Source organism: Pseudomonas sp. Tul2A7 (assembly GCF_054790505.1).
This window is the reverse complement of sequence record NZ_CP186499.1, coordinates 5,904,634-5,927,231: the sequence shown is the minus strand read 5'-3', so window position 1 is coordinate 5,927,231 and position 22,598 is coordinate 5,904,634. Positions and strand designations below refer to the sequence as shown.

General features: G+C 60.2%; 16 protein-coding genes. 2 read left to right on the top strand and 14 right to left on the bottom strand.

The features are described from left to right. Positions 1 to 66 precede the first annotated feature (66 nt). The 9 genes from ACOYXJ_RS26335 to ACOYXJ_RS26295 form a co-directional block, all read right to left on the bottom strand. Positions 67 to 1,197: a hypothetical protein gene (locus ACOYXJ_RS26335; protein ID WP_460372439.1), complete on the bottom strand. Its 1,131-nt coding sequence runs from the start codon at positions 1,195 to 1,197 to the stop codon at positions 67 to 69. Further along, positions 1,187 to 4,783 (bottom strand): toxin VasX, encoded by a 3,597-nt coding sequence (locus ACOYXJ_RS26330; protein ID WP_460372438.1) that lies wholly within the window; start codon positions 4,781 to 4,783, stop codon positions 1,187 to 1,189. Before ACOYXJ_RS26330 ends, ACOYXJ_RS26335 begins: the two co-directional genes overlap by 11 nt. 139 nt (positions 4,784 to 4,922) lie before the next feature. Beyond that, the gene (locus ACOYXJ_RS26325) at positions 4,923 to 6,560 is read right to left on the bottom strand and encodes a BatD family protein (RefSeq protein ID WP_460372437.1); all 1,638 of its coding nucleotides are present in this window, start codon (positions 6,558 to 6,560) and stop codon (positions 4,923 to 4,925) included. Further along, positions 6,557 to 8,296 carry a tetratricopeptide repeat protein gene (locus ACOYXJ_RS26320; protein ID WP_460372436.1) on the bottom strand — a complete coding sequence of 580 codons (1,740 nt, stop codon included), beginning with the start codon at positions 8,294 to 8,296 and terminating at the stop codon, positions 6,557 to 6,559. Before ACOYXJ_RS26320 ends, ACOYXJ_RS26325 begins: the two co-directional genes overlap by 4 nt. Continuing rightward, on the bottom strand, positions 8,293 to 9,372 hold the full coding sequence (locus ACOYXJ_RS26315) for a vWA domain-containing protein (RefSeq protein ID WP_460372434.1): 1,080 nt from the start codon (positions 9,370 to 9,372) through the stop codon (positions 8,293 to 8,295). The genes ACOYXJ_RS26320 and ACOYXJ_RS26315 overlap by 4 nt, the downstream gene beginning before the upstream one ends. Then, positions 9,365 to 9,862 (bottom strand): DUF4381 domain-containing protein, encoded by a 498-nt coding sequence (locus ACOYXJ_RS26310; RefSeq protein WP_038369283.1) that lies wholly within the window; start codon positions 9,860 to 9,862, stop codon positions 9,365 to 9,367. The genes ACOYXJ_RS26315 and ACOYXJ_RS26310 overlap by 8 nt, the downstream gene beginning before the upstream one ends. Beyond that, a complete protein-coding gene (locus tag ACOYXJ_RS26305) occupies positions 9,859 to 10,803 on the bottom strand; it encodes a DUF58 domain-containing protein (protein WP_150652195.1) in 945 nt (314 codons plus the stop codon). Before ACOYXJ_RS26305 ends, ACOYXJ_RS26310 begins: the two co-directional genes overlap by 4 nt. Positions 10,804 to 10,808: 5 nt before the next feature. After that, positions 10,809 to 11,768, bottom strand: coding sequence for an AAA family ATPase (locus ACOYXJ_RS26300; protein WP_007913915.1), 960 nt, complete (start codon positions 11,766 to 11,768; stop codon positions 10,809 to 10,811). A gap of 269 nt (positions 11,769 to 12,037) precedes the next feature. Beyond that, positions 12,038 to 12,391, bottom strand: coding sequence for a hypothetical protein (locus ACOYXJ_RS26295; RefSeq protein ID WP_460372431.1), 354 nt, complete (start codon positions 12,389 to 12,391; stop codon positions 12,038 to 12,040). A 504-nt stretch (positions 12,392 to 12,895) separates the two neighbouring features. Between ACOYXJ_RS26295 and ACOYXJ_RS26290 the strand changes: the two genes are divergently transcribed. Beyond that, complete coding sequence (locus ACOYXJ_RS26290; RefSeq protein WP_460372429.1) at positions 12,896 to 17,791, top strand: NAD-glutamate dehydrogenase; 4,896 nt, start codon at positions 12,896 to 12,898, stop codon at positions 17,789 to 17,791. A gap of 165 nt (positions 17,792 to 17,956) precedes the next feature. Here the strand turns inward: ACOYXJ_RS26290 and ACOYXJ_RS26285 are convergent, their stop codons facing one another. From ACOYXJ_RS26285 to pdxR, 4 genes are all read right to left on the bottom strand, one after another. Further along, positions 17,957 to 18,670, bottom strand: a complete 714-nt coding sequence (locus tag ACOYXJ_RS26285) for an ATPase (RefSeq protein ID WP_460372427.1) — start codon at positions 18,668 to 18,670, stop codon at positions 17,957 to 17,959. 216 nt (positions 18,671 to 18,886) lie between these two features. Continuing rightward, positions 18,887 to 19,291, bottom strand: a complete 405-nt coding sequence (locus ACOYXJ_RS26280) for a cupin domain-containing protein (protein WP_460372425.1) — start codon at positions 19,289 to 19,291, stop codon at positions 18,887 to 18,889. Between the two features lie 191 nt (positions 19,292 to 19,482). Next, positions 19,483 to 19,776, bottom strand: coding sequence for a putative quinol monooxygenase (locus ACOYXJ_RS26275; RefSeq protein WP_460372423.1), 294 nt, complete (start codon positions 19,774 to 19,776; stop codon positions 19,483 to 19,485). Between the two features lie 123 nt (positions 19,777 to 19,899). Beyond that, the gene (gene pdxR / locus ACOYXJ_RS26270; RefSeq protein ID WP_460372421.1) at positions 19,900 to 21,333 is read right to left on the bottom strand and encodes a MocR-like pyridoxine biosynthesis transcription factor PdxR; all 1,434 of its coding nucleotides are present in this window, start codon (positions 21,331 to 21,333) and stop codon (positions 19,900 to 19,902) included. Positions 21,334 to 21,646: 313 nt separating this feature from the next. Here pdxR and ACOYXJ_RS26265 point away from each other — a divergent pair, with 313 nt between their 5' ends. Beyond that, positions 21,647 to 22,087: a carboxymuconolactone decarboxylase family protein gene (locus tag ACOYXJ_RS26265; RefSeq protein ID WP_150795771.1), complete on the top strand. Its 441-nt coding sequence runs from the start codon at positions 21,647 to 21,649 to the stop codon at positions 22,085 to 22,087. Positions 22,088 to 22,217: 130 nt separating this feature from the next. On the opposite strand, the gene ACOYXJ_RS26260 is transcribed toward ACOYXJ_RS26265, so the two are convergent. After that, positions 22,218 to 22,532, bottom strand: coding sequence for a hypothetical protein (locus ACOYXJ_RS26260; protein WP_134173621.1), 315 nt, complete (start codon positions 22,530 to 22,532; stop codon positions 22,218 to 22,220). Between the last annotated feature and the right edge of the window lie 66 nt (positions 22,533 to 22,598).

Genomic DNA, 22,598 nt, shown 5'->3' with positions numbered 1-22,598 from the left:
CGCATTTTGATCAAAGGGCCGCAAGGACGAATATGGCGGCGAAAAGAAGGGGAGTTTACTGGCAAATCACGCCCCTTGCTTTGTCGCGTGACCAGTCGCGCCCACCTCGGCGAATATTTCCGTGATCGGGCGGTGCGGCTGACGTTTTTGCATTTGCCGCACTTGCTCACTCAACCGCAGAAGTTCTTCGCTCGGTTTGGCCCATTGGTCTTGCGGCAGTGGTTCTGACCATTCGCGCATGACGTCGGGCAGTGCTTGCTTGCCGATTCTTTCGAGGCGGCGCACTTCCCATTCGACGAGGTGGTTGGGGATCGTCCACAGGGTCATGACGTGGTACAGGTACCAAAAGAACCCCGACAGCCTTGTTCGGGTGCCTTCGCGGATCTGCTGATGCATGCGCGCCCGGGCGTTGCGGAAAGTGTGCAGGCCTTCGTGGGGGGGATCGTCGGGGCCTTGCAGGTCTTGCAAGTCCTGAATCGATTTGAGGTCGTTGACTTCGTATTCCATGTAACCGCGAATGGCCTCCCAGTGGCTGATCGCGAGCGGCAGGCCGGCGCATTGGAACTCGAGGCTGGTGAGGGTTTCGCCTTGGTAGAAACCGATGCCCATGCCGTATTGGCGGTGGATGCCGTATTGGGTCGCGCCTTGGGCTTCGATGATCCAGGCGGAGAGTGATTCCCAGGGGACGAAGACGGGCTCGGTGGCGTCTTTGGGCATGAAGCAGACTTCGCGGCGTTGGCGGTTGAAGCGGGTTGGGATGATTGAGGCGCGTTTTTTGTGGTTGTGGTGCCAGACGCCGAGGCCGATAAGGAGCATTAAACATCCCACAAAGAATGAAACCCCTTTGCCTTCATTGAAAAGCCCTTCTATGGCATGAGAAACGTCGTCCCAACCCATCCCGAACAAAAAGAACATGAAGCCGCCTATTAGCGGGAAAAGGAACGCCGCCGAGAACGCAACGCTGAATGGTCCCCCCAACGTCATTTGCCACATAAAAACCTGCGGAGATCCCAATCCGAAGTCCATGAACACGTCATTCAGATCCCCAATATGTGGTCCATAAGCCGGCATTGGAGTTGGTAAGGGGAGCGGAGCGAGATAGGTAATTTTTCCGCTCGGAAACGGTTCAATGTCTCCAGCCTTTCGTGGCTGTCCGAACTGCGGCGTATCTGATAGTTGATCGTGCTTATTCGGCATGTTCGGCCTGCTCCAGATGTTGGGTTTCGACGAGCAGCATGGGTGGGTTCCCCTTGACCAGCTGGGGATCAACCACTGCAAAGTGGCCCTCACCGCGAGGATCTATATGGAGTATGCGAGTACGCGACACCCATTCACCTTTAGCATTCAGGGCCTGAATACAAACCGCCAATTCAAGCGTTTCTTTCGCTGAAGAGAACGTAGAGTCGGAATCCACTGGATACTGAAGGCAGAGCACCAATCCCTCCTGAGTGGACTCAACGACTCGCAGGCTACTGACGACGTCATCGCTGATCACATCTTTGCGTTCTCGTAGCACTCCTCGGCTTTGTATCGGTATGGAAATACGGTGAGCGCCAATACCTAGACGGTGCGTCGATTTACCGCCAAAGGGAGGTAAGAGGTCACTCAATGTCAATCTAGGTAGCACCAGATGGATATCGCTGGGCTTGGCTTTGAACAGCAAGTTTTTCAGCCAGGAGTCGTGTGGATTTGGCCCAAGTTGTGCGTAAGGCGCGTGGATCAGGAATGCCAGATAGCTTTGATAGTCCTTTAGGGAGTGGTCGCCGCGCATTTCCGTGTCCCGGCTCCAAGGCGTGATTTTTAGCCATTTGTCGTGGGCACTGATGTTGTAACGGTTGAACAACCAAGTACCACTGAACTCCAGAACAGTGAACAGCGCTCCCGCCAGATTGAAGCGGAAAAAAACTTTTGAAAGTCGTGTACCCGCAGCGGCCCAGGCTGCTGTTCGTGCGGCACTGTTTGGCGCGGAAATTACGGTATAGCCGGCGTACAACGTCTGCCCAAGACCATACGCATTGGCTGACATCATTCCTCCCGCACCCAGTGTGGCGAGCGCGGCCGCACTTTGTGCCGCATGATTACCACTGCGAATGGCCTGCTGCAGATTTAGATATTGATTCTTAAGACTCATAGTTGATGAAATCAGGCCCAAGCCATAGGTGAACAGGCCCAACCCAATATGCAACTTGCCCATTTGCACATCCACGTGCTGTAAGGCATCGGGTTGACGCGCAGCAATAAGCGCAGTGCCACGAGCTTCCATTGCTGTGTAAGCGAGACTTTGAGCCGCCGTGAACCCCGCCGCCCCAGTACTCGCCAATGCACCGTATAGTGGAGCCCACACCCGTTTGTTTTTAGCCTGTTTGGTCAGTTCTTTAATAGCCCCAACCAAATTCACCACCTGCACCAAAAGCACCACCAATCCCATCCCCTCCGTCTTCACCAAGCTCCCCGTGGATACCCGGCTCACGCCCAACCGAATATTCCCCAACAAACTCCCTAATTCCCGCTGTTGCGCCGGCGGAAACACCACCGTCACCCCCGCTCTTGCAGGCGTTGCGCCGTACAAGCGCGCCGAGCGATCCGGTAGTTCTTCGATCGGGCTCAACGCCGCAGCCAACCGTCCTTCGAACAGCGTCAATTGCGCCCGAACCCGCACAATCTCTTCCTGCAACTCCACCGCCCGTGCCGCTTTGTGGCCCTGACGATTCTTGTTGTGGGTGAGCTGGTTGCGTTCGCGGTTGAGGGTCTTCAGGTATTCGCGTTCTCTCAGCAATTCCTTGATCGCGCCTTGCAACGCGGTCTGTTCCGCCGGGCTGGCGACGGTGAAGGTCACGCCGCTGGTTTTTGCCGCGTCGAACAGGCGTAATTTCAGGCCTTTGGGCAGGCTCTGGAACAGTTCATCGAGCTCGGGGATTTTCTCGCCCGACAGGTCGAAGCCTTCCAGTACGCGGTTGAGGCCCAGGTTCAGTGCGGGGCTGTAGGTGTCCTGCACGGCTGCCGCGACGATGCGGGTGTGTTCGGGCAATTCGTCGAGGGCCGGCAGTTGCGGTTGTTCGATCTTCTTCAGTTTGGCCAGCCAGTCCGGCAGGTTGTTGAACATCGCCATGCCGGCGTTGAACAGCGTTGAGTATTGCCCGCTCTGCTCCAATTGCAGGCGCAGTGGCAAGGTGTAGAACAGGGTTCGGGTCAGTTCCGGGTGCTGTTCCAGGTAGCCGAGCATCTGTTCGCTGGCCGTGTCGCTGCGGCACAGGTCCTTGAGGCAGGCGTATTCGGTGCTGAGCGCTTGATGGAGTTGGGCCGAAACTTGCGCGTCGTAGTACCACGCCGCGCGGTGAAAGCACCCAGCGATCAGCAGTTGCGTACGATCGACGGTGATGCGTTCGAGCAGGCGGTTCCAACGGCCGAGGTTATCGCGGTGACGGTTGAGGACTTCGTCCATCGCCGGACGGTCGATCAGGTCGTTGACCCCGCGTTTACCGCTGAGGAACGGGCCGTCGAGCACGTCGCGCATGCGTCGGTCCTGATCCTTGCCGAGGTCGACCAGTGTCGAAAGGTGCTGCTCGACAAAGTCTCGCGGGGCGACTTCAGCAAAATACTCACGCGTATAAAAACGTCGATCCGCCTCGGCGGTGACGCGACCATGCGCGGTGAAATCCGGGGCGACGCCGTCAAACCGGTTCAGCGCCAGCGAATCGTCGAGGGCCTTTTCGCGAAGTTGCGAAAGCTCTGGCGTTGCTTCCGCAGAAGCGGGCTCAACCCTGCCGCCCTTGTTCAAATACTCAAGCAACGCCTTGCGGGTATTCTCCCGATCCGGCTCGGGCAGTTGCTCCAGTTCGGCATAAAAAGCCTTGGCCCGCGGATCGTCACTGGCCTTGGCCAGACTGTCGAAATCTGCGCTGCCGAGCTGGCTCAGGGACTCGATGTAACTGGCCAGCAGATAATCGCGCTCGTTGTTGCCGCTGTTGCTCCACTCTTCGACCCAGCCGACCACGGTGTCCTGATACTCGGCCAGATCACGCATCACGCCCAAGTCATCATTGACCAGCAGAAACAGCGTGTCGTCCTGATAAGGCCCGCGCACCCGACCGAGAAATTCACCGATGTGCGCCTCGCGAAAGCGTCGTGGCTGCTCCCACAAATAAGGCTCGCGCTCGTGCTCCGGCGCATCGCTGACCTGCACCGCCGGCATTCGCGTCGCATCGGTTTCGGTAATGGGTTCAGCGCCAGTCGCCACTTCTGCGAGCCACTGCTTTGCCTGCGCCACGGTCAACAAATGCTCGCCGCCAACCAGGCAATTGACCGGCCCCAGATCGACTGCCTGCATGAAGTGTTCGCGCTCCTCCGTGCTATCCAGCACCTGACGGCACTTGGCGGCGCTTAGCTGCACCTCGGCAAAAGTCACGTACAGCGTGCTCTTGCGCGAAAAGATCAACGCCGGACGCTCTTCGATCGCTGCACGCTGATCTTCCGTGACGGTTTTACCTTGGTGCAGCAACGCGGTGACGATGCCGTCGAGCACGCGGTATTCGTACAACTCGCCACCGAGGCTGTCGATGATGTACAGCCAGCCATCACGCAACCGGCGAATGCCCATTGGCCGCGCGGTCAAGGCATAGGGCAGCGTCAATTCAGCGGCCGGGTCGTGCGGTCGTTCCACCAGGCCATAAGCCAAGGGCAACAGTTGCACATGGGTTTGCCGCAATGGGCAGGCGCCGGGAGAACCGATGGGGGTTTTGGACGCGGCGGCAGCAGCGAGGTTGGCGGGATGGATCTTGGACATTTGCATATCCCGTGTCTGTTTGAGACAGGGAACTGTGAATGTATCCAAAATCTACAGCAGTCAGACGTTTCTAAATTTTGCGTAGGATGCGATCAGTCAAGAAGAGGCGTACACCCTAAAATCCCAAGTCCTACAGAGATTACTTAGGGTACAAGGGCGGCAATCCGCTTTCGCCCACCGGATCCTGCACCCGTTCCGCCGCTGGAATAGTCCGGATCGCCCGCCACAAATCCTCACCCTGCCAATGCTGACCGGTTTCGCTGTAGAGCGCGCCGTTGAGGCCGTCGAGGGCATCCGACAACGGCACAAACCGCGCCGCCATGTCCGCCAGCGTTTCCGGCTGCTGCCGCGCCCACGCATCCAGCGCCTGACGCGTTGCTTGCGGATCATTCGCCTGACTCGCACGCTTGATGTCGTCCATCAACGTGCGTGGGCTCGGGCCGGTTTGGGCGGCGCGATGCACCGCCGGTTGCCAGCGTGCGCGCCACCACAGGCCGAAGCCGAGGAGGGTGGTGCAGGCGAGGATCAGCGTGCTGAGCTTCCACCACCACAACACATCGTTATCGACGACGCTCGGTTGCAAATTGCCGGTCGGGGTGTCGACTTGCAGGCTTGGGTTATTGGCCACTTGCAGGGTGCGCGCCGGCAGGCTGCTGTGTTCCAGATGGTCTTCGAAGGTGTTCCACCAAACCACGTCCACCGTCGGCAAATCGATGGCGCCGCTGCGGCTCGGCACCAGGGCTTCACGTTCTTCGCGGCTGCCGACAATACCGCGGTCGGTGCTCTGGTTGCTCAGCACCGGTTGGTCGGGGTAGCGGCGCAGGCCGTTGAGGTCGGTGGCGGGCAGCACTGGCAGTTGCGAGCTGGCAAGGCCTTCGACTTTCAGGGTCAGGCTGCGCGTCATGGAGTCGCCGACCTGGATATGTTCCGGCTCCGGGTTCCAGCTTTCGCTGAGGCTCAGGCTGCGCGCGGGCAGCCATGGCGCGTCGACCGGATAAGTCAGGGGTTTGGGTTTGACGGTCAGGGGGATTTCCGCAGAACTGACGCGCATCAGTTTGCCCGGCTTCGGCCCCTGTGCATTGGCGTCCTGAGACGGCTGCGTGTCGACCAGTGTGGCGCTAAAGGTCTGCGGCGCAATGGTCAGCAAACCGCTGTGTTGCGGGTAGATTGCATAGCGCATTTCGATCACGCCATGGCGCACACCGTTGAGGTCTTTTTCGTAGGTGCGCGTGTCGCCCAGTTGTTCGATGCGCGCATCGGCGATTTGCAGCGGCGTCAGGCTGCTGTCGTCGTACAGCGACACCGAATGGTAGATGCGCAACGTCAGGATCGCCTGCGCCTGCACATAGACGCTGGACTGATCGAGGCTGGCTTCGATGAACACCGGATCAAGGCTGTTCTTGTTCTCGCGGGTGTCGCTTTCGACCACTTGCACGGTGATCGGCTGGCTCTGCGCGTCGCCCAGTTGCAGTGGCGGGATCACCACGCTGCCGTTCTCTTTGGGCAGCAGGGTGATGATCCAGCGCGTGGTCGCGCGGTTGTCGCCATTGAGGGTGTTGAGCTGGTTGACCTGCCGCGTGCCGCGCACTTCGAACAACGCTTCCAGCGCGGTCAGGTCGGGTTTGCCGAACTGCGTGACATCGCTGGTTTCAAGGGTGAGTTCGACCGTCTCGCCGGAGTTCAGGCGACTGCGATCCACACTGGCGGTCAGCTCGGCCGCCTGGGCGGTGGCCGTGCAGAGCAGCAGGGGCAGCAAGAGAGCGGTGAAGCGGGTCATCGAGTGTTTTCCTGATCCTGATGTTGTTGCTGTTCGTACCAGAATTTGCGTCGCAGCAGTTCGCCCGGATCATCCGGGATCTTGCCCAGCCATTGCTCCAGTGCCTGACGTTGCTCGCCTTCGAGGTTGTCTTCACTCGGGCGCAGCGTTGGCACGGTGTCCGTTTGTTCTTCCTCGGCGCTGCCTGGCACTTCGTTTGGACCTGGCTGCGGCGGCGTGGTCGGTGGCGGTTCGCTGGCCGATTCGCTCGGTTGCGCGTCGCTCTGGGTTTCACTTTTTACCGCCGGTGGCGGCGTGGTCGCGGGCGTTGGTTCGTCGCCCGGCAGACTTTGCTGCTCGCTTGGCTTGGTGTCCGGCTCGGCGGGCGGAGGGGCGTTTTTCTGCTTGAGCAGATTTTCCACCAGCGTCTTGTTGGTCTGCGCCGGACGTAAATCCGGTTGCTGTTCCAGTGCCTGCTCATAGGCGTCGATCGCCGCTTCCAGCTCACCGCTTTTCGCCAGCGCGTTGCCACGATTGTAGTGGGCGCGGGCGTCGCTGCCTTCGGCAAAGCGCTGGGCGGCGCCACTGTAGTCGCCGGCTTCGTACAACGCCACCCCTTGCCATTGGTGATCGTCAAAATGTTGCGCGGCTTCGGCCGGGCGCTTCTGTTTGAGCAGGTGCAGGCCCTGTTGGTCGGGGCGCAGCCACAAATCCTCGAAGTCAAAAGCGTAGCTCGGTTGCGGCAGGCACAGCAGCAACGGCAGGCAGAACAACCAGCCGCGACGCCCGGCACACGCGGCGAGCAACAACAGCGGCAACAGCAGCCAGTAACCTTGATCGGCCCAGGTATCGAGGCGCACGGTCTGGCCGTCGTCGCGCAGGCTGCGTGGACCGTTGAGCAGGCCGAGCGCGCCAAGATCCGCTTCGTCGAGGCGGGCCGGGTGGTATTCGCCGCCGACGCTGTTGAGGAATGCGCTCAGGCCCGGACTGTCGAGTTGCGGCACGCGGATTGCGCCTTGTTCGTCCTTGAGGAAACTGCCGTCCTCTTGGGCGATTGGCGCACCTTCGGCGGTGCCGACGCCGAGCATCAACAGTTGCGCCGACTGCCCGCTAAGTGCGCGGCGAATGCCTTGGCGTTCTGCTTCATCGAGCGACGAGCCGATTAACAGAATCCGCCCCTGACCGAGCGCGCCCTGTTTCAGCAGGGCCAGCGCTTTGCTCACGGCCAGATCGGCACGATGGCCGCTTTCCGGCATCAGTGACGGTTTGAGCGCGTCGAGCAGATTGCGGCTGGTCGCCAGGTCATCTGACAGCGGCACCAGCGTGTGCGCGCTGCCGGCGTAGACGACGATGGCGGTCTGCGCATCGCTGCGCGCCTGCAACAGATCGAAGAGCTTGCGTCGTGCCTGTTCCAGTCGCGTCGGCGGCGAGTCGGTGGCGAGCATTTCCGGGGTCAGTTCCAGCACCACCACCAGCGGATCGGCGGGCTTCTGGCTGGTCTGTTCGACGCGCTCCCAACTCGGCCCGAGCAGCGCCAGAATGGTCAGCAACCACGCCACGCCGAGGGCGACCCACGGCAGTTTGCTGTCGCGACCGTTACCGCCGCTGAGCAGAGTGGCGTGAAACGCCGGCGGCAGAATCATCTGCCAGCGCCCGGCGCGTTTCTGTCGGTGCCAGAGTTGCCAGATCAGCCAGCCCAGCAGCGGCAGTAACAGCAACCACCAAGGACGGAACCAGTGCGGCCAGAGCGCGATCATCGGCGCCTCCGCAGACGCAGGCGCTTGAGACGCTCGCGCCAGTCAGGCAACGGACTTTGCAGATAAAGCTCCTTGGTGAACAGGCGTTGCAGCGGGTTGTCCGGCCACAATTCACGGGCGACCAACAACAGACTCAACCACAGCGCCAGCGCCAAAGGCCAGTGATACAAAGCCTGAGCCGGGCGCGCCTGAGTCGGTTGCTGGGTGACCGGTTCGAGCTGATCGAGAGTGTCCTTGATCGCTTGCAGTTCCTTGCCATCGTGGGCACGGAAATACTGGCCGCCGGTGACCTCGGCGATGGCTTTGAGCGCTGGTTCGTCGAGGTCCAGACTTGGATTGACGCCGAGCAGGCCGGTTGAACCGCCGTCCTCAGGATTGGCGCCGATGCCGATCGGATAGATTTTTACGTCTTCGCTAGCAGCGAGTTTTGCTGCCGTCAGCGGATCGATTTCGCCACCGTTGTTGGCGCCGTCGGTGACCAGAATCAGCACGCGGCTTTGCGCCGGGCGCATGCGCAGGCGTTTCAGCGCCAGACCGATGGCGTCGCCGATGGCGGTGTTCTTGCCGGCAATACCGATGCGCGCCTCGTCGAGCCAGACGCGCACGGTGTGGCGATCAAAGGTCAGCGGCGCTTGCAGATACGCTTGGCTGCCGAAGAGGATCAGGCCGACACGGTCGCCATCGCGACTTTCGAGGAAATCACCGAGCAGATGTTGCACCAGCGTCAGCCGACTGACTTCTTCGTCCTGCCACTGCATATCCGGGAAGTCCATCGAGCCGGACACATCCACCGCGACCAGCAAATCCCGCCCGCTCGCGGCAATCGGCAGTGGTTCGCCGAGCCATTGCGGGCGCGCGGCGGCGGTCAACAGCAACAACCACAGGAGCATGAACGGCGCTTGTTGACGCCACGCGGGCAGGTTGGCGCGAGCGCGACGGCGGGCGAGGCCTTCGAGATCGGCGAGAAAACTCACTTTCAGCGCTGGCTCGCCACTGTCGGCGACCGGCAGCACCAGACGCATCAGCCACGGCAGCGGCACCAGCACAAAGATCCACGGCCAGGCGAACTCAAACATGTTTGCGAATCCACGTGTCGACCGCTTGGGTCAGGCCGGCGATGGCTTTGTCGTCGAGTTTGCATTCCGGTTTGTACGCGCCTTCGACCAGCACCATCCAGCGCGTCAGGCCGGCCGCCGGGCAGCGGTTATCGAGGAACGCCAGCCATTTACGCCCGTTGAGGGTGTGGCTCTGGCTGTAGGGGTAGTGGTTGCGGCACAGGCGTTTGAGCAGGCCGTTGAGTTGCTGCAGCCAGGCACCGGCCGGGGCGCCGTCGTAGGGTTTGGGCATTTGTGCGAGTTCAGCGAGGGCGGCGATGCGCACCGGGTCGAGCGGCTGTTCGGCACGGACGATCGGGCGTTTCTTCATCGGGATGAAACGGCGCAGTTTCCATACGGCGAAACCCAGTAGCGGCAGCAATAGAAGCAGCAGCCACCAACCCGGTGCCGGCGGCCAGAAAGCAATCGGTGGCGGCGAGATCAGCGGTTGCAGTTGTTCGAGGCCGTTCATCGACCTTTCCCCGGACGCTGCGGATTAAGGAATTCGCGCATCTGCTCGACCATTTCACTTTGCGTGCTCAGCGGCATCAGCAACACACGCAGCTTCTGCGCGAGCAGTTCCCAGCGCGCGATGCGTGCTTCGGCCTGGGCGCGATAGGTTTGGCGCAGGTCGAAGTTCAGCGTGTCGAGTTCGAGTTGCGCGCCACGCTCGGCGAACCTGAGCAGGCCGGCAGCGGGGAGGGCGTGATCCAGCGGATCGGAAATCGGCAACATCAATAAGTCGCAATGACGCGATAAGAGGCTGAGCTGTTGTTCGGCGCTGTCGGACAACGCACGCTCGTCGCAGATGACAATCACCAGGCTGCCCGGGCGCAAGACTTCGCGGGCACGGCGCAGGGCCACGCCAAACGCATCACGATCCGGCTCTCGCTCGCTGTGCAGCGACTGATTGACCTTGACCAGGCGGTTGAGCAATTGCAGCAGGCTCTGTTTGCTGCGCCGTGGTTTGATTTCGTAGTGCTCGTTGTCGCCGAACACCAGCCCGCCAACCCGGTCGTTATGACCCAGCGCGGCCCAACCGATCAGCGCCGCTACTTGCGCAGCCAGCACCGATTTGAACATTAGCCCGGAACCGAAAAACAGCCGCGTGCTTTGCTCGACCATGATGAAAATCGGCCGCTCGCGTTCTTCATGGAACAGCTTGGTGTGCGGCTCTTGCGTTCGTGCAGTGACGCGCCAGTCGATGGTGCGCACGTCGTCGCCGGCCTGATAGACCCGCACCTGATCGAAATCGACGCCACGACCACGAAATTTCGAGTGATGCAGGCCGATCAGCGGGCTGCGCTGGCTCGGCGTGGAAAACAGCTGCACCTCGCGCACACGGTGACGCATCTCGATCAGCTCGGCGAGGCTGACGCGGATGCCCGGTTCGGACGGCAGGGGGGCGTTCATGGGGGTCAAGCGACGGCTACGACGTCGAGAATCCGCTGCACCACCCGATCCTGATCGATGCCGGCGGCTTCGGCTTCAAACGACAGAATGATGCGGTGACGCAACACATCGAACAGCACCGCTTGAATGTCTTCCGGGCTGACGAAGTCGCGACCGGCCAGCCAGGCGTGGGCGCGGGCGCAGCGGTCGAGGGCGATCGAGCCGCGCGGGCTGGCGCCGTAGGCGATCCACTCGGCCATTTCCGGGTCGAACTTGGCCGGGTTGCGCGTGGCCATGACCAGTTGCACGAGGTATTCCTCCACGGCGTCGGCCATGTACAGACCGAGGATTTCCTTGCGCGCGGCGAAGATCGCCTGCTGGCTGACCCGGCGCTCGGGTTTGGTCTCGCCGTTCAGCGCTTCGCCACGGGCCTGCTGCAGGATGCGGCGTTCGACGGCGGCGTCCGGGAAACCGATTTTCACGTGCATCAGGAAACGGTCGAGCTGCGCTTCCGGCAGCGGGTAAGTGCCTTCCTGCTCGATCGGGTTCTGCGTGGCCATCACCAGAAACAGCGGCGACAACTCATAGGTGCTACGACCGACACTGACCTGACGCTCGGCCATGGCTTCGAGCAGCGCCGATTGCACTTTGGCCGGGGCGCGGTTGATTTCGTCCGCCAGCACCAGGTTGTGGAAGATCGGCCCTTGCTGGAACACGAAACTGCCGGTTTCCGGGCGGTAGATCTCGGTGCCGGTGATGTCGGCCGGCAGCAGGTCCGGGGTGAACTGAATGCGATGGAACTGGGCTTCGATGCCCTCGGCGAGCTCTTTGATCGCTTTGGTCTTGGCCAGACCTGGCGCGCCCTCGACCAGCATGTGGCCGTCGGCGAGCAGGGCGATGAGCAAACGCTCGATAAGTTTTTCCTGGCCGAGAATCTGCGTTGAAAGAAAGGTTCGCAGCGCCAGCAGCGCTTCACGATGTTCCATCGGTGACTGTTCCTGGAAAGGGGTGGCCACAGGCGTTCGGATAACGCCGGGGCTGGGGGCGTTACTTTAATCCATCGCGGGGGGTGGCGACTAACGGCATTTTGCGCAAAGTGCGGGAAATGACTGGGGGAATTGTTGGATTTTTGTAGCGGGGGAGTGATTGGTTGCCTGTGCTGGCCCTATCGCGAGCAGGCTCACTCCTACAATGGATCGTCGTACACCGACCTGTAGGAGTGAGCCTGCTCGCGATGGGGCCAGTCCGGACACCATCAAGCTTCGTTAATGAAGGTACCCGTCCCGTCAAGGATATTCGTCAAGGTCTCGACAACCTCATCCAGATCAACCATATCCGGGTTGAAGCTGATCTCCAGCACATCATCCCCGTTCAACGCATCGGCATCCGCCGCCGCAATCTCGATCTTCAGCAGGTTCGAAGTCAGCGTGACTTTTACTCCGTTGAGGGTCGAAGGCTCGCCATCCAGCGTGATCTCCAACTCGTCCTCGTCCGGATAGCGGCTCATCAGGAACATGTCGCCCTTGTCGCTGTGGCAGCAGAGCATGGCCATGTTGTCTTCTTCGTCATCGCACGGGTTGACGATCAGTAGGGCGGTGGTCATTTGCATGGTCAATTCCTGCCTCAAAGGGCGTGTCGGTCGCTAATGGGCGGGATTCTGCCAGTCCTCGGGATTTTCTGCATGTGAGAGTGTCAGAGGATGTGTCGTGAACGCGACGTGGGTCAATGGTCATTTCTGGCACGCATGTACCGTAAAAACGGGCATTCAGACCAGCGTTTTCCGCCACGACTGCTAGTGTTTACCGGTGCCAAACCCTCGGTTTACGTGCCAATGACCGAATATGTCGCAGCACCGCAAGCAGACACATTGTCGCACCCTTTAAGCTGCGCAACGGATGAGCACCCGTAAAGGCATTGTCGGCAGCACCGGCAGTCGCTTTTGCAGATGCTCATTCAATGGAAGGTGAATGTGACCTGAGTGTCCCGTCCAGCTTCACCCACCTGTCCCCCTGTTTCCTCTGCCCGAGAATCAGGAACAGGGCGACACAAGCCCCGAAAGGGGTGTTGCACGCGACGCTTTCCATCAATAACAAGCTTAAGCGGAGTACCACAGATGGCGTTCTTCACCGCAGCCAGCAAAGCCGACTTCCAGCATCAACTGCAAGCGGCACTGGCGCAGCACATCAGTGAACAGGCACTGCCACAAGTGGCGCTGTTCGCTGAACAATTCTTCGGCATCATTTCCCTGGACGAGCTGACTCAGCGTCGCCTCTCCGACCTCGCTGGCTGTACTCTTTCCGCGTGGCGCCTGCTTGAGCGCTTCGATCACGCGCAACCGCAAGTGCGCGTCTACAACCCTGATTACGAGCGTCATGGCTGGCAGTCGACCCACACCGCGGTCGAAGTGCTGCACCACGACCTGCCATTTCTGGTCGACTCGGTCCGCACCGAGCTGAACCGCCGCGGCTACAGCATCCACACCCTGCAAACCACCGTGCTCAGCGTGCGTCGTGGCAGCAAGGGCGAGTTGCTGGAAATCCTGCCGAAGGGCAGCACCGGCGAAGGCGTGCTGCACGAATCGCTGATGTACCTGGAAATCGACCGCTGCGCCAACGCAGCCGAACTGAATGTGCTGAGCAAAGAGCTGGAACAGGTTCTCGGTGAAGTCCGCGTCGCGGTCGCCGATTTCGAGCCAATGAAAGCCAAGGTGCAGGAAATCCTCACCAAGCTCGACAACAGCGCCTTCGCCATCGATGCCGACGAGAAGAACGAAGTCAAAAGCTTCCTGGAATGGCTGGTGGGCAACCACTTCACCTTCCTCGGCTACGAAGAATTCGTGGTCACCGATCAGGCCGATGGCGGCCATATCGAGTACGACCAGAACTCCTTCCTTGGCCTGACCAAACTGCTGCGCACCGGCCTGACCTACGAAGACCTGCGCATCGAAGACTACGCCGTTGCCTACCTGCGCGAACCGACCCTGCTGTCGTTCGCCAAGGCTGCGCACCCGAGCCGTGTACACCGTCCGGCTTACCCGGACTACGTGTCGATCCGTGAAATCGATGCTGACGGCAAAGTCATCAAGGAACACCGTTTCATGGGCCTGTACACCTCTTCGGTGTATGGCGAGAGCGTGCGGGTCATCCCGTTCATCCGCCGCAAGGTCGAAGAAATCGAAACGCGCTCCGGCTTCCAGTCCAAGGCTCACCTGGGCAAGGAACTGGCGCAGGTGCTCGAAGTACTGCCGCGTGATGACCTGTTCCAGACCCCGGTCGACGAACTGTTCACCACGGTGATGTCGATCGTGCAGATTCAGGAGCGCAACAAGATCCGCGTGTTCCTGCGCAAAGACCCGTACGGTCGTTTCTGCTACTGCCTGGCCTACGTGCCGCGCGACATCTACTCCACCGAGGTTCGTCAGAAGATCCAGCAAGTATTGATGGAGCGTCTGAAGGCGTCCGATTGCGAATTCTGGACGTTCTTCTCTGAGTCGGTACTGGCGCGCGTGCAGTTGATTCTGCGTGTCGACCCGAAAAACCGTCTCGACATCGACCCGGTGCTGCTGGAAAAAGAAGTCGTGCAAGCGTGCCGCAGCTGGCAGGATGATTACGCCGCACTGACCGTCGAAAGCTTCGGCGAAGCCCACGGCACCAACGTGCTGGCCGACTTCCCGAAAGGCTTCCCGGCCGGCTACCGCGAGCGTTTTGCCGCGCATTCGGCCGTGGTCGACATGCAGCACCTGCTGAGCCTCAACGAAAAAAATCCGCTGGTGATGAGCTTCTATCAGCCGCTGGGCCAGGTTTCCGGCCAGCGTGAGCTGCATTGCAAGCTGTACCACGCCGACACCCCGCTGGCGTTGTCCGATGTCCTGCCGATTCTGGAAAACCTCGGCCTGCGCGTGCTGGGTGAATTCCCGTACCGTCTGCGTCACACCAATGGCCGCGAGTTCTGGATTCACGACTTCGCGTTCACTGCCGCTGAAGGCCTGGACCTCGACATCCAGCAACTCAACGACACCCTGCAGGACGCCTTCGTCCACATCGTTCGCGGCGACGCCGAAAACGATGCGTTCAACCGTCTGGTGCTGACCGCCGGCCTGCCATGGCGCGACGTGGCGTTGCTGCGTGCTTACGCGCGTTACCTGAAGCAGATTCGTCTGGGCTTCGATCTGGGTTACATCGCCAGCACCCTGAACAACCACACCGACATTGCTCGCGAGCTGACCCGGTTGTTCAAGACCCGCTTCTATCTGGCGCGCAAACTCAGCGACGACGATCTGGAAGACAAGCAACTGCGTCTGGAACAAGCGATTCTGACCGCACTGGACGACGTCCAGGTGCTCAACGAAGACCGCATTCTGCGTCGTTACCTCGACCTGATCAAAGCCACCCTGCGGACCAACTTCTATCAGACTGACGCCAACGGCCAGAACAAGTCGTACTTCAGCTTCAAGTTCAACCCGCACGCGATCCCTGAACTGCCGAAGCCAGTGCCGAAGTTCGAAATCTTCGTTTACTCGCCACGCGTTGAAGGCGTGCACCTGCGCTTCGGTAACGTCGCCCGTGGTGGTCTGCGCTGGTCCGACCGTGAAGAAGACTTCCGTACCGAAGTCCTCGGCCTGGTTAAAGCTCAACAAGTGAAGAACTCGGTCATCGTGCCAGTGGGTGCGAAGGGCGGCTTCCTGCCGCGTCGTCTGCCTCTGGGCGGCAGCCGTGACGAGATCGCGGCCGAGGGCATCGCCTGCTACCGCATCTTCATTTCCGGTCTGTTGGACATCACCGACAACCTGAAAGACGGCGCACTGGTGCCGCCATTGAACGTGGTGCGCCACGACGATGACGACCCGTACCTGGTAGTCGCGGCGGACAAGGGCACTGCAACCTTCTCCGACATCGCCAACGGCATTGCCATCGACTACGGCTTCTGGCTGGGTGACGCGTTTGCGTCCGGTGGTTCGGCCGGTTACGACCACAAGAAAATGGGCATCACCGCCAAAGGCGCGTGGGTGGGCGTACAACGTCACTTCCGCGAGCGCGGCATCAATGTTCAGGAAGACAGCATCACTGTGGTCGGCGTCGGCGACATGGCCGGTGACGTGTTCGGTAACGGCCTGTTGATGTCCGACAAGCTGCAACTGGTTGCTGCCTTCAACCACATGCACATTTTCATCGACCCGAACCCGAACCCGGCGACCAGCTTCGTCGAGCGTCAGCGCATGTTCGACCTGCCGCGTTCGGCCTGGACCGACTACGACACCAGCATCATGTCCGAAGGTGGCGGTATCTTCTCGCGCAGCGCGAAGAGCATCGCGATCTCCCCGCAGATGCAGGAACGCTTCGACATCAAGGCTGACAAGCTGACCCCGACCGAACTGCTGAACGCCTTGCTCAAGGCGCCGGTGGATCTGCTGTGGAACGGCGGTATCGGTACTTACGTCAAGGCCAGCACTGAAAGCCACGCCGATGTCGGCGACAAGGCCAACGATGCACTGCGCGTGAACGGCAACGAACTGCGCTGCAAAGTCGTGGGTGAGGGCGGTAACCTCGGCATGACCCAACTGGGTCGTGTCGAATTTGGTCTGAATGGCGGCGGTTCCAATACCGACTTCATCGACAACGCCGGTGGCGTGGACTGCTCCGACCACGAAGTGAACATCAAGATCCTGCTGAACGAAGTGGTTCAGGCCGGTGACATGACCGACAAGCAACGCAACCAGTTGCTGGCGAGCATGACCGACGAAGTCGGCAATCTGGTGCTGGGCAACAACTACAAGCAGACGCAGGCCCTGTCCCTGGCGGCGCGTCGTGCTTACGCGCGCATCGCTGAGTACAAGCGTCTGATGGGCGATCTGGAAGGCCGTGGCAAGCTGGACCGTGCCATCGAGTTCCTGCCGACCGAAGAGCAACTGGCCGAGCGTATTGCTGAAGGCCACGGTCTGACCCGTCCAGAGCTGTCGGTGCTGATTTCGTACAGCAAGATCGACCTCAAAGAGCAGCTGTTGGGTTCCTTGGTGCCGGACGATGACTACCTGACCCGCGACATGGAAACGGCGTTCCCGCCGTCTCTGGTCAGCAAGTTTTCCGAAGCCATGCGTCGTCACCGTCTGAAGCGCGAGATCGTCAGCACCCAGATCGCCAACGATCTGGTCAACCACATGGGCATCACCTTCGTTCAACGACTCAAAGAGTCGACCGGCATGAGCCCGGCGAACGTCGCTGGCGCTTATGTGATCGTGCGCGACATCTTCCACCTCCCGCACTGGTTCCGTCAGATCGAAGCGCTGGACTACCAGGTCAGCGCTGACGTGCAGCTGGAGCTGATGGACGAGCTGATGCGTCTGGGTCGCCGTGCCACGCGCTGGTTCCTGCGTGCCCGTCGCAACGAGCAGAACGCTGCCCGTGACGTCGCACACTTCGGTCCGCACCTGAAAGAGCTGGGCCTGAAACTCGACGAACTGCTGAGCGGCGAAATCCGTGAAAACTGGCAGGCGCGTTATCAGGCGTACGTCGAAGCCGGTGTGCCGGAATTGCTGGCGCGTATGGTTGCGGGCACCTCGCACCTGTACACCCTGCTGCCGATCATCGAAGCCTCCGACGTGACTGGCCAGAACCCTGCCGAAGTGGCCAAGGCTTACTTCGCTGTGGGCAGTGCGCTGGACATCACTTGGTACCTGCAACAGATCAGCGCGCTGCCGGTTGAAAACAACTGGCAGGCTCTGGCCCGTGAAGCGTTCCGTGACGATGTCGACTGGCAGCAACGTGCGATCACCATCTCCGTCCTGCAACAGGGCGACGGCACCCTGGACGTGGAAGCACGTCTGGCGCTGTGGATGGAACAGCACGAAAGCATGATCTCGCGCTGGCGCGCCATGCTGGTGGAAATCCGTGCGGCGAGCGGCACGGACTACGCCATGTATGCGGTGGCCAACCGTGAACTGCTGGATCTGGCGTTGAGCGGGCAGGCGGTAGTGCCTGCGGTTGCTGCGAATGCCGAGCTTGAATTGGCGTAAGTAGTGGTTGAATGAAAAAGCCCCGGTGTCGTGAGATGCCGGGGCTTTTTTATGTCTGAGGTTTTTTTGGTGCCTGATGCGGCGCCATCGCGAGCAGGCTCACTCCTACAGGGGGAACGCATTCCAACTGTAGGAGTGAGCCTGCTCGCGATGGCGTTCTTTATATCAATACAACTTCTGACCTTGTTTACTATCCAGCATCGACATTTTATCCGCAGGCCTCGCGACTAAATTGTTGAGCGACTGGTCAAACTTCTGCAACGCCCGAACTTGCACATCCTGCTGCTGATTAATATCGGCAACAATCTCTTCCGAGCGCTTGAAATCCGCCCACACCGGCGTTAATTCTCTCGCCTCCGAACCTTTCGCCGTACCGATGTAGTTCAACTGCGCATCATAAAAGTCGGCCCTGACATCGGCCTTGATGTCGGAACTGCGCGAAGTGATCAACTGGCTGTGTGTATCGACAATCGCCACCACATCAGGTCTGGCCGCACGCAGGCTCTGCATATCCGGATACAGCGTCACTGAGCCAAACTGACGTTGCAGCGAGGCATTGACCCATTCCACCGCCATGTCCGGTTTCGAGCTGGCGACGTAGGCGTCGTGGATCGGCTGCACCAGCAAACTCTGGCCGAAACCGGTGCCGGCGTTGGCTTGATAGTCGCGCAGGTATTCGCGGTTGGTCTGGGTGCTTGGGCTGTAGACCACGCCGAGCGACACGCCGGGACCGCTTTTCACTTGCGTGGCGCTGCTGCGGCCGGTGGGATGGGGGAGCATTGTGTCCAGTGAGGAAACTGCTTGGGGCGCGGTGGGTACCGAACAGGCTGACAGAGCTAAAACCGATATCGCCAGTACACTGGTGATCGCAAGTTTCATGGTGTTTCTCCCGTGAAACAACATCAGTCGGAAAGTTTAAAAGTCGTTTATGACGACCGTTAATTCAGACTAAACCCGCCAAGCTGACAGTTTGCTGTAATAAAAGGCGACTAATAGTTTGATTCGCTTTAACCCATAACAGCTAATTGCCCCGGGAAATAAAAAGGCGCCAATCGTCGATTTGCGCCTGTTTATTTATGGCTGGTTGAACAGCCATCAGTTTTTCAGCGGGATCAGCACTTGCTCATCCGGGGCCAGCACCATGAATACCAGCAACTTGGCAGGCTTGGACTGGCTGGCATTTTTCGACACCAGATGCTCTGAGCCGGCCGGTTCGTACCAGAACTGGCCCTTCTTGTAGGTGATCGCCTGTTCCCCTTTCACTTGGGAAATCACTTCGCCTTCCAGCACATAGGCCATCGCGGTGCCGTCGTGCTTGTGGGCGATGGAAGACTGGCCGGGTTTGTAGTCGACTTCAATCATCATGGCTTTTTTGCCGGGGGCGTTTTTCAGCATCTGGTCTTGCAGGACGGTGACTTTTTCAGATGGATCGTGAGCGAAAGTGGCCGTGGCGCAGAGGCTCAAGACGAGGGCGGCGGTGAAGAAGGGCAGGGCTTTCATGGCGGGTTACCTGTGAGGGTTGGGGTTGCTGATCACAGTAGTCCGCAGGGCTAAGCATTCAAACGGCCAATATTCGGGAAGACCAGGTGACCAATTCAAGTATCCCCAAAATCAAAAGATCGCAGCCTTCGGCAGCTCCTACACCGATCTCTGTAGGAGCTGCCGAAGGCTGCGATCTTTTGATCTTGCTTTTAAACAATAGGGAAGCTATTGAAGTCGACGCTATTGGCCAACCGACTATCGATCAGGTCAATAAACCCCTGCGCCTCGGGCCGGTTGAAATGCGCCTGCATCGCCGCTTCCGAATGCCAGCGGGCACTGACCGTCCAGCGGTGGCTGTCGTCGGGGCAGCGGTCGACCAGGTAGGAATCGCAGCCCGGCGTTTCGCGCAGGGTTTCGACGATCTTCTGCAGTTGCCTGCCCAGTTCATCCGAGCGGCCGGCGACGGCCTGCACCTGGACCGTATTGATCACTTGATTGGACATTGCTCACACTCCTGAATCAGGCCGGACGAATCCTGCTCATTGAGGGATAACGCCTGTGCAGGATAGGCCTGCACCCCCGGAACACCAATAACCAATCGGCGGTTAAATCTTCAGGCCAATCGCTCAGGCGACCTGCTGGAGAATGTCGCGCAGGCGATCCAGGGCGATATCGATGTCCAGGGTTTCGATGGCGCCGAAGCCGAAGTACAGACCGTTTTTCGCCGGTTGCTGATGATAGAAACCATTGATCGAGTACAGCCCGACTTCGACCTTTTTCGCCAGTTCGATTACCAGTGGCAGGTCGATCGGCACCTTGCAGAACACCGCCATATGAAACCCGGCGCTGGCCGGTACCGCTTCCAGCCATGGCGCCAGATCGCTGGCCATCCGCGCCAGAATCCGCTCGCGGCGTTGGGCGTAGATCGCATGACAGCGGCGGATATGCTTGAGCAGGCAGCCCTCGGCGATGAACTTGGCCAATGCCCACTGCGGCAGGGTCGAGGCGTGCAGATCGGTGAGTTGCTTGGCGCGGATCACCGCTTCGAGGATCGCCGGCGGCAGGATTGCATAGCCCAGTCGCAACTCCGGCAGCAGGGTTTTCGAAAAGGTGCCGACGTAAGCGACGATGCCGCGCTGATCAAGGTTGTACAGCGAATCCGTCGGCCGGCCTTCGTAGCGGAATTCGCTGTCATAGTCGTCCTCGATGATGATCGCGCCCAGCTCATGCGCGCGAGCCAGCAAGGCTTCGCGGCGCGCCTGACTCATCGGCATGCCCAGCGGAAACTGGTGCGACGGTGTGACATAGATGAGGCGCGTGCCATCGGGAATGTGCTCGACCTGAATGCCCTCGGCATCTACCGGAATCCCGAGCACCTCGGCGCCATGGGTGCCGAACAGCAGGCGTGCCGGCGGATAACCGGGATCTTCCATCGCCACCAGAGTGCCGGGGCGAATCAACACGCGGGTGATCAGGTCCAGCGCCTGTTGCGCGCCGTTGCACACGACGATGTCTTCGTCCTGACAGTTGATCCCCCGGGAAAACGCGATGTGCCGGGCGATCGCATTGCGCAGCGCCGGCAGGCCTTCGGCCACGCTGTAGAAACCCTTGGACTGGCCCATCTGGCGCATCGCATGGGCGACGCAGCGGCGCCAGTCATCCTGCGGAAACTGGCCCTTGCTGGTCGCGCCACCGATGAAGTCATAACGCAGCGAGCCTTCCAGCGTCGGGTGACGGAGAAACACCGGCAGATTGCGCCAACTCTCGATCACCTCGGCGCTGGCCAGTTCTGTGTGGCTTTGCTTGCGCTGGACCTGCGCCGGGCGCGCGTTGACGTAGGTGCCTTTGCCGATCACCCCGGTGAGGAAGTTTTCGTAGGTCAGTTGCGCGTAGGTGTCGGAGATGGTCTTGCGCGAGATGCCCAGTTGCTCGGCGAGCAGACGGCTGGGCGGCAATTGCGTGCCAGCGGCCAGGCGCCCGGATTCAATTGCACCGCGCAGCTGCTGATACAACTGACCGGCAAGATCCTTGCGGCCGTTGATCACGACATGAAGTTCCATACCGACGAGGCTCCCGAGGCTATTAGGCGTGCCCGCCAGATTACCGCTGTTGCGGAATCTGCAATAGTTGCCTAGCCGAAAAACCCGAAATTGGCCTAGATCACCTGTAGGAGTGAGCCTGCTCGCGATGACGGTGGCCCATCCGACATCAATGTTGCCTGACACACCGCTATCGCGAGCAGGCTCACTCCTACAGGGATTTGTGTTTGGCAGGGGGATGCAGTGGTGTAGCGGTTTTCCGTGCAATTGGGGCTGTAATGCATGGCTGTCGGCGTCTACGGTGAACTCATTATTCCGTCCACCGAGAACCGCCATGTCCCCGCGCCTGGATTACTACAACGCTTCGCCCAAGGCGATGAAAGCGATGATTGCCATGGAGGCGCTGACTGCCAACCTCAGTATCGAACAACCGATACTGCAATTGATCCGGATCCGTGCCTCGCAGCTCAACGGCTGTGCGTTCTGCACCGACATGCACTCGGTGGACGCGCGACGGGCCGGGGAGAGTGATCGGCGTTTGTATGCGATCGCGGTGTGGCGCGACAGCAACTTCTTCAACCCGCGCGAGCGTGCGGCGTTGGCTTGGGTGGAGGCGGTGACGTTGTTAGCGGAGAGTCGTGTGCCTGATGAGGTGTATCAGCAAGCGCGCGAGCAATTCAGCGAAGGCGAACTGGTTGACCTGACCATGGCCGTCACAACCATCAACAGCTGGAACCGCCTCGCGGTGAGCTTTCGCCAAACCCCAAGCGATTGAGCCCGCCATGATCGTTCCCACGCTCCGCGTGGGAATGCCTCAACGGACGCTCCGCGTTCGGCTCCGGATGGAACGCGGAGCGTCCCGGGCTGCATTCCTTTGCTGCGCGTGGGAACGATCAAGATCAAAATCATTGCGGTGGGCGTTGTGGTTTCACCGAGGTGCCGAAGGTGTTGCCCATCCGCGTACTGGTCGCGGCAGGTGTCGCCAGCCCAACCTGATTTGGCGGCCGCTTATTCACCGGTACATTCAGCGCCTCCTGATTCTTCTGCGCCGCCGCAGCGCCTTCCGGGTTGTTGCCCATCTGCTGGCTCAAACAGTCGTAATTCGGCGCCTTGTAGCCGCCGACCGTCACTTCCACGCAGCCCAACGGCTGCTCGGCATAAGCGCTCGACAGCGCCATCAACAACAGCCCGCCAAGGCTCAATCGCCACAGTGTGTTCATGCTCGCCTCCTGGCCGGCCCGACGGGGCCGCGCTTTGGCTTGAGTCTAGTGCAAGCCGTGCGCAAT

Excerpts from the sequence above, each read along its gene's own strand:
- ACOYXJ_RS26285 (WP_460372427.1), bottom strand. The coding sequence starts at position 18,670 with ATGAAACTTGCGATCACCAGTGTACTGGCGATATCGGTTTTAGCTCTG.
- ACOYXJ_RS26300 (WP_007913915.1), bottom strand. The coding sequence starts at position 11,768 with ATGGAACATCGTGAAGCGCTGCTGGCGCTGCGAACCTTTCTTTCAACG.
- ACOYXJ_RS26305 (WP_150652195.1), bottom strand. The coding sequence starts at position 10,803 with ATGAACGCCCCCCTGCCGTCCGAACCGGGCATCCGCGTCAGCCTCGCC.
- ACOYXJ_RS26295 (WP_460372431.1), bottom strand. The coding sequence starts at position 12,391 with ATGCAAATGACCACCGCCCTACTGATCGTCAACCCGTGCGATGACGAA.
- ACOYXJ_RS26290 (WP_460372429.1), top strand. The coding sequence starts at position 12,896 with ATGGCGTTCTTCACCGCAGCCAGCAAAGCCGACTTCCAGCATCAACTG.
- ACOYXJ_RS26265 (WP_150795771.1), top strand. The coding sequence starts at position 21,647 with ATGTCCCCGCGCCTGGATTACTACAACGCTTCGCCCAAGGCGATGAAA.
- ACOYXJ_RS26315 (WP_460372434.1), bottom strand. The coding sequence starts at position 9,372 with ATGTTTGAGTTCGCCTGGCCGTGGATCTTTGTGCTGGTGCCGCTGCCG.
- ACOYXJ_RS26325 (WP_460372437.1), bottom strand. The coding sequence starts at position 6,560 with ATGACCCGCTTCACCGCTCTCTTGCTGCCCCTGCTGCTCTGCACGGCC.
- ACOYXJ_RS26275 (WP_460372423.1), bottom strand. The coding sequence starts at position 19,776 with ATGTCCAATCAAGTGATCAATACGGTCCAGGTGCAGGCCGTCGCCGGC.
- ACOYXJ_RS26280 (WP_460372425.1), bottom strand. The coding sequence starts at position 19,291 with ATGAAAGCCCTGCCCTTCTTCACCGCCGCCCTCGTCTTGAGCCTCTGC.
- ACOYXJ_RS26330 (WP_460372438.1), bottom strand. The coding sequence starts at position 4,783 with ATGTCCAAGATCCATCCCGCCAACCTCGCTGCTGCCGCCGCGTCCAAA.
- ACOYXJ_RS26260 (WP_134173621.1), bottom strand. The coding sequence starts at position 22,532 with ATGAACACACTGTGGCGATTGAGCCTTGGCGGGCTGTTGTTGATGGCG.
- ACOYXJ_RS26320 (WP_460372436.1), bottom strand. The coding sequence starts at position 8,296 with ATGATCGCGCTCTGGCCGCACTGGTTCCGTCCTTGGTGGTTGCTGTTA.
- pdxR (WP_460372421.1), bottom strand. The coding sequence starts at position 21,333 with ATGGAACTTCATGTCGTGATCAACGGCCGCAAGGATCTTGCCGGTCAG.
- ACOYXJ_RS26310 (WP_038369283.1), bottom strand. The coding sequence starts at position 9,862 with ATGAACGGCCTCGAACAACTGCAACCGCTGATCTCGCCGCCACCGATT.
- ACOYXJ_RS26335 (WP_460372439.1), bottom strand. The coding sequence starts at position 1,197 with ATGCCGAATAAGCACGATCAACTATCAGATACGCCGCAGTTCGGACAG.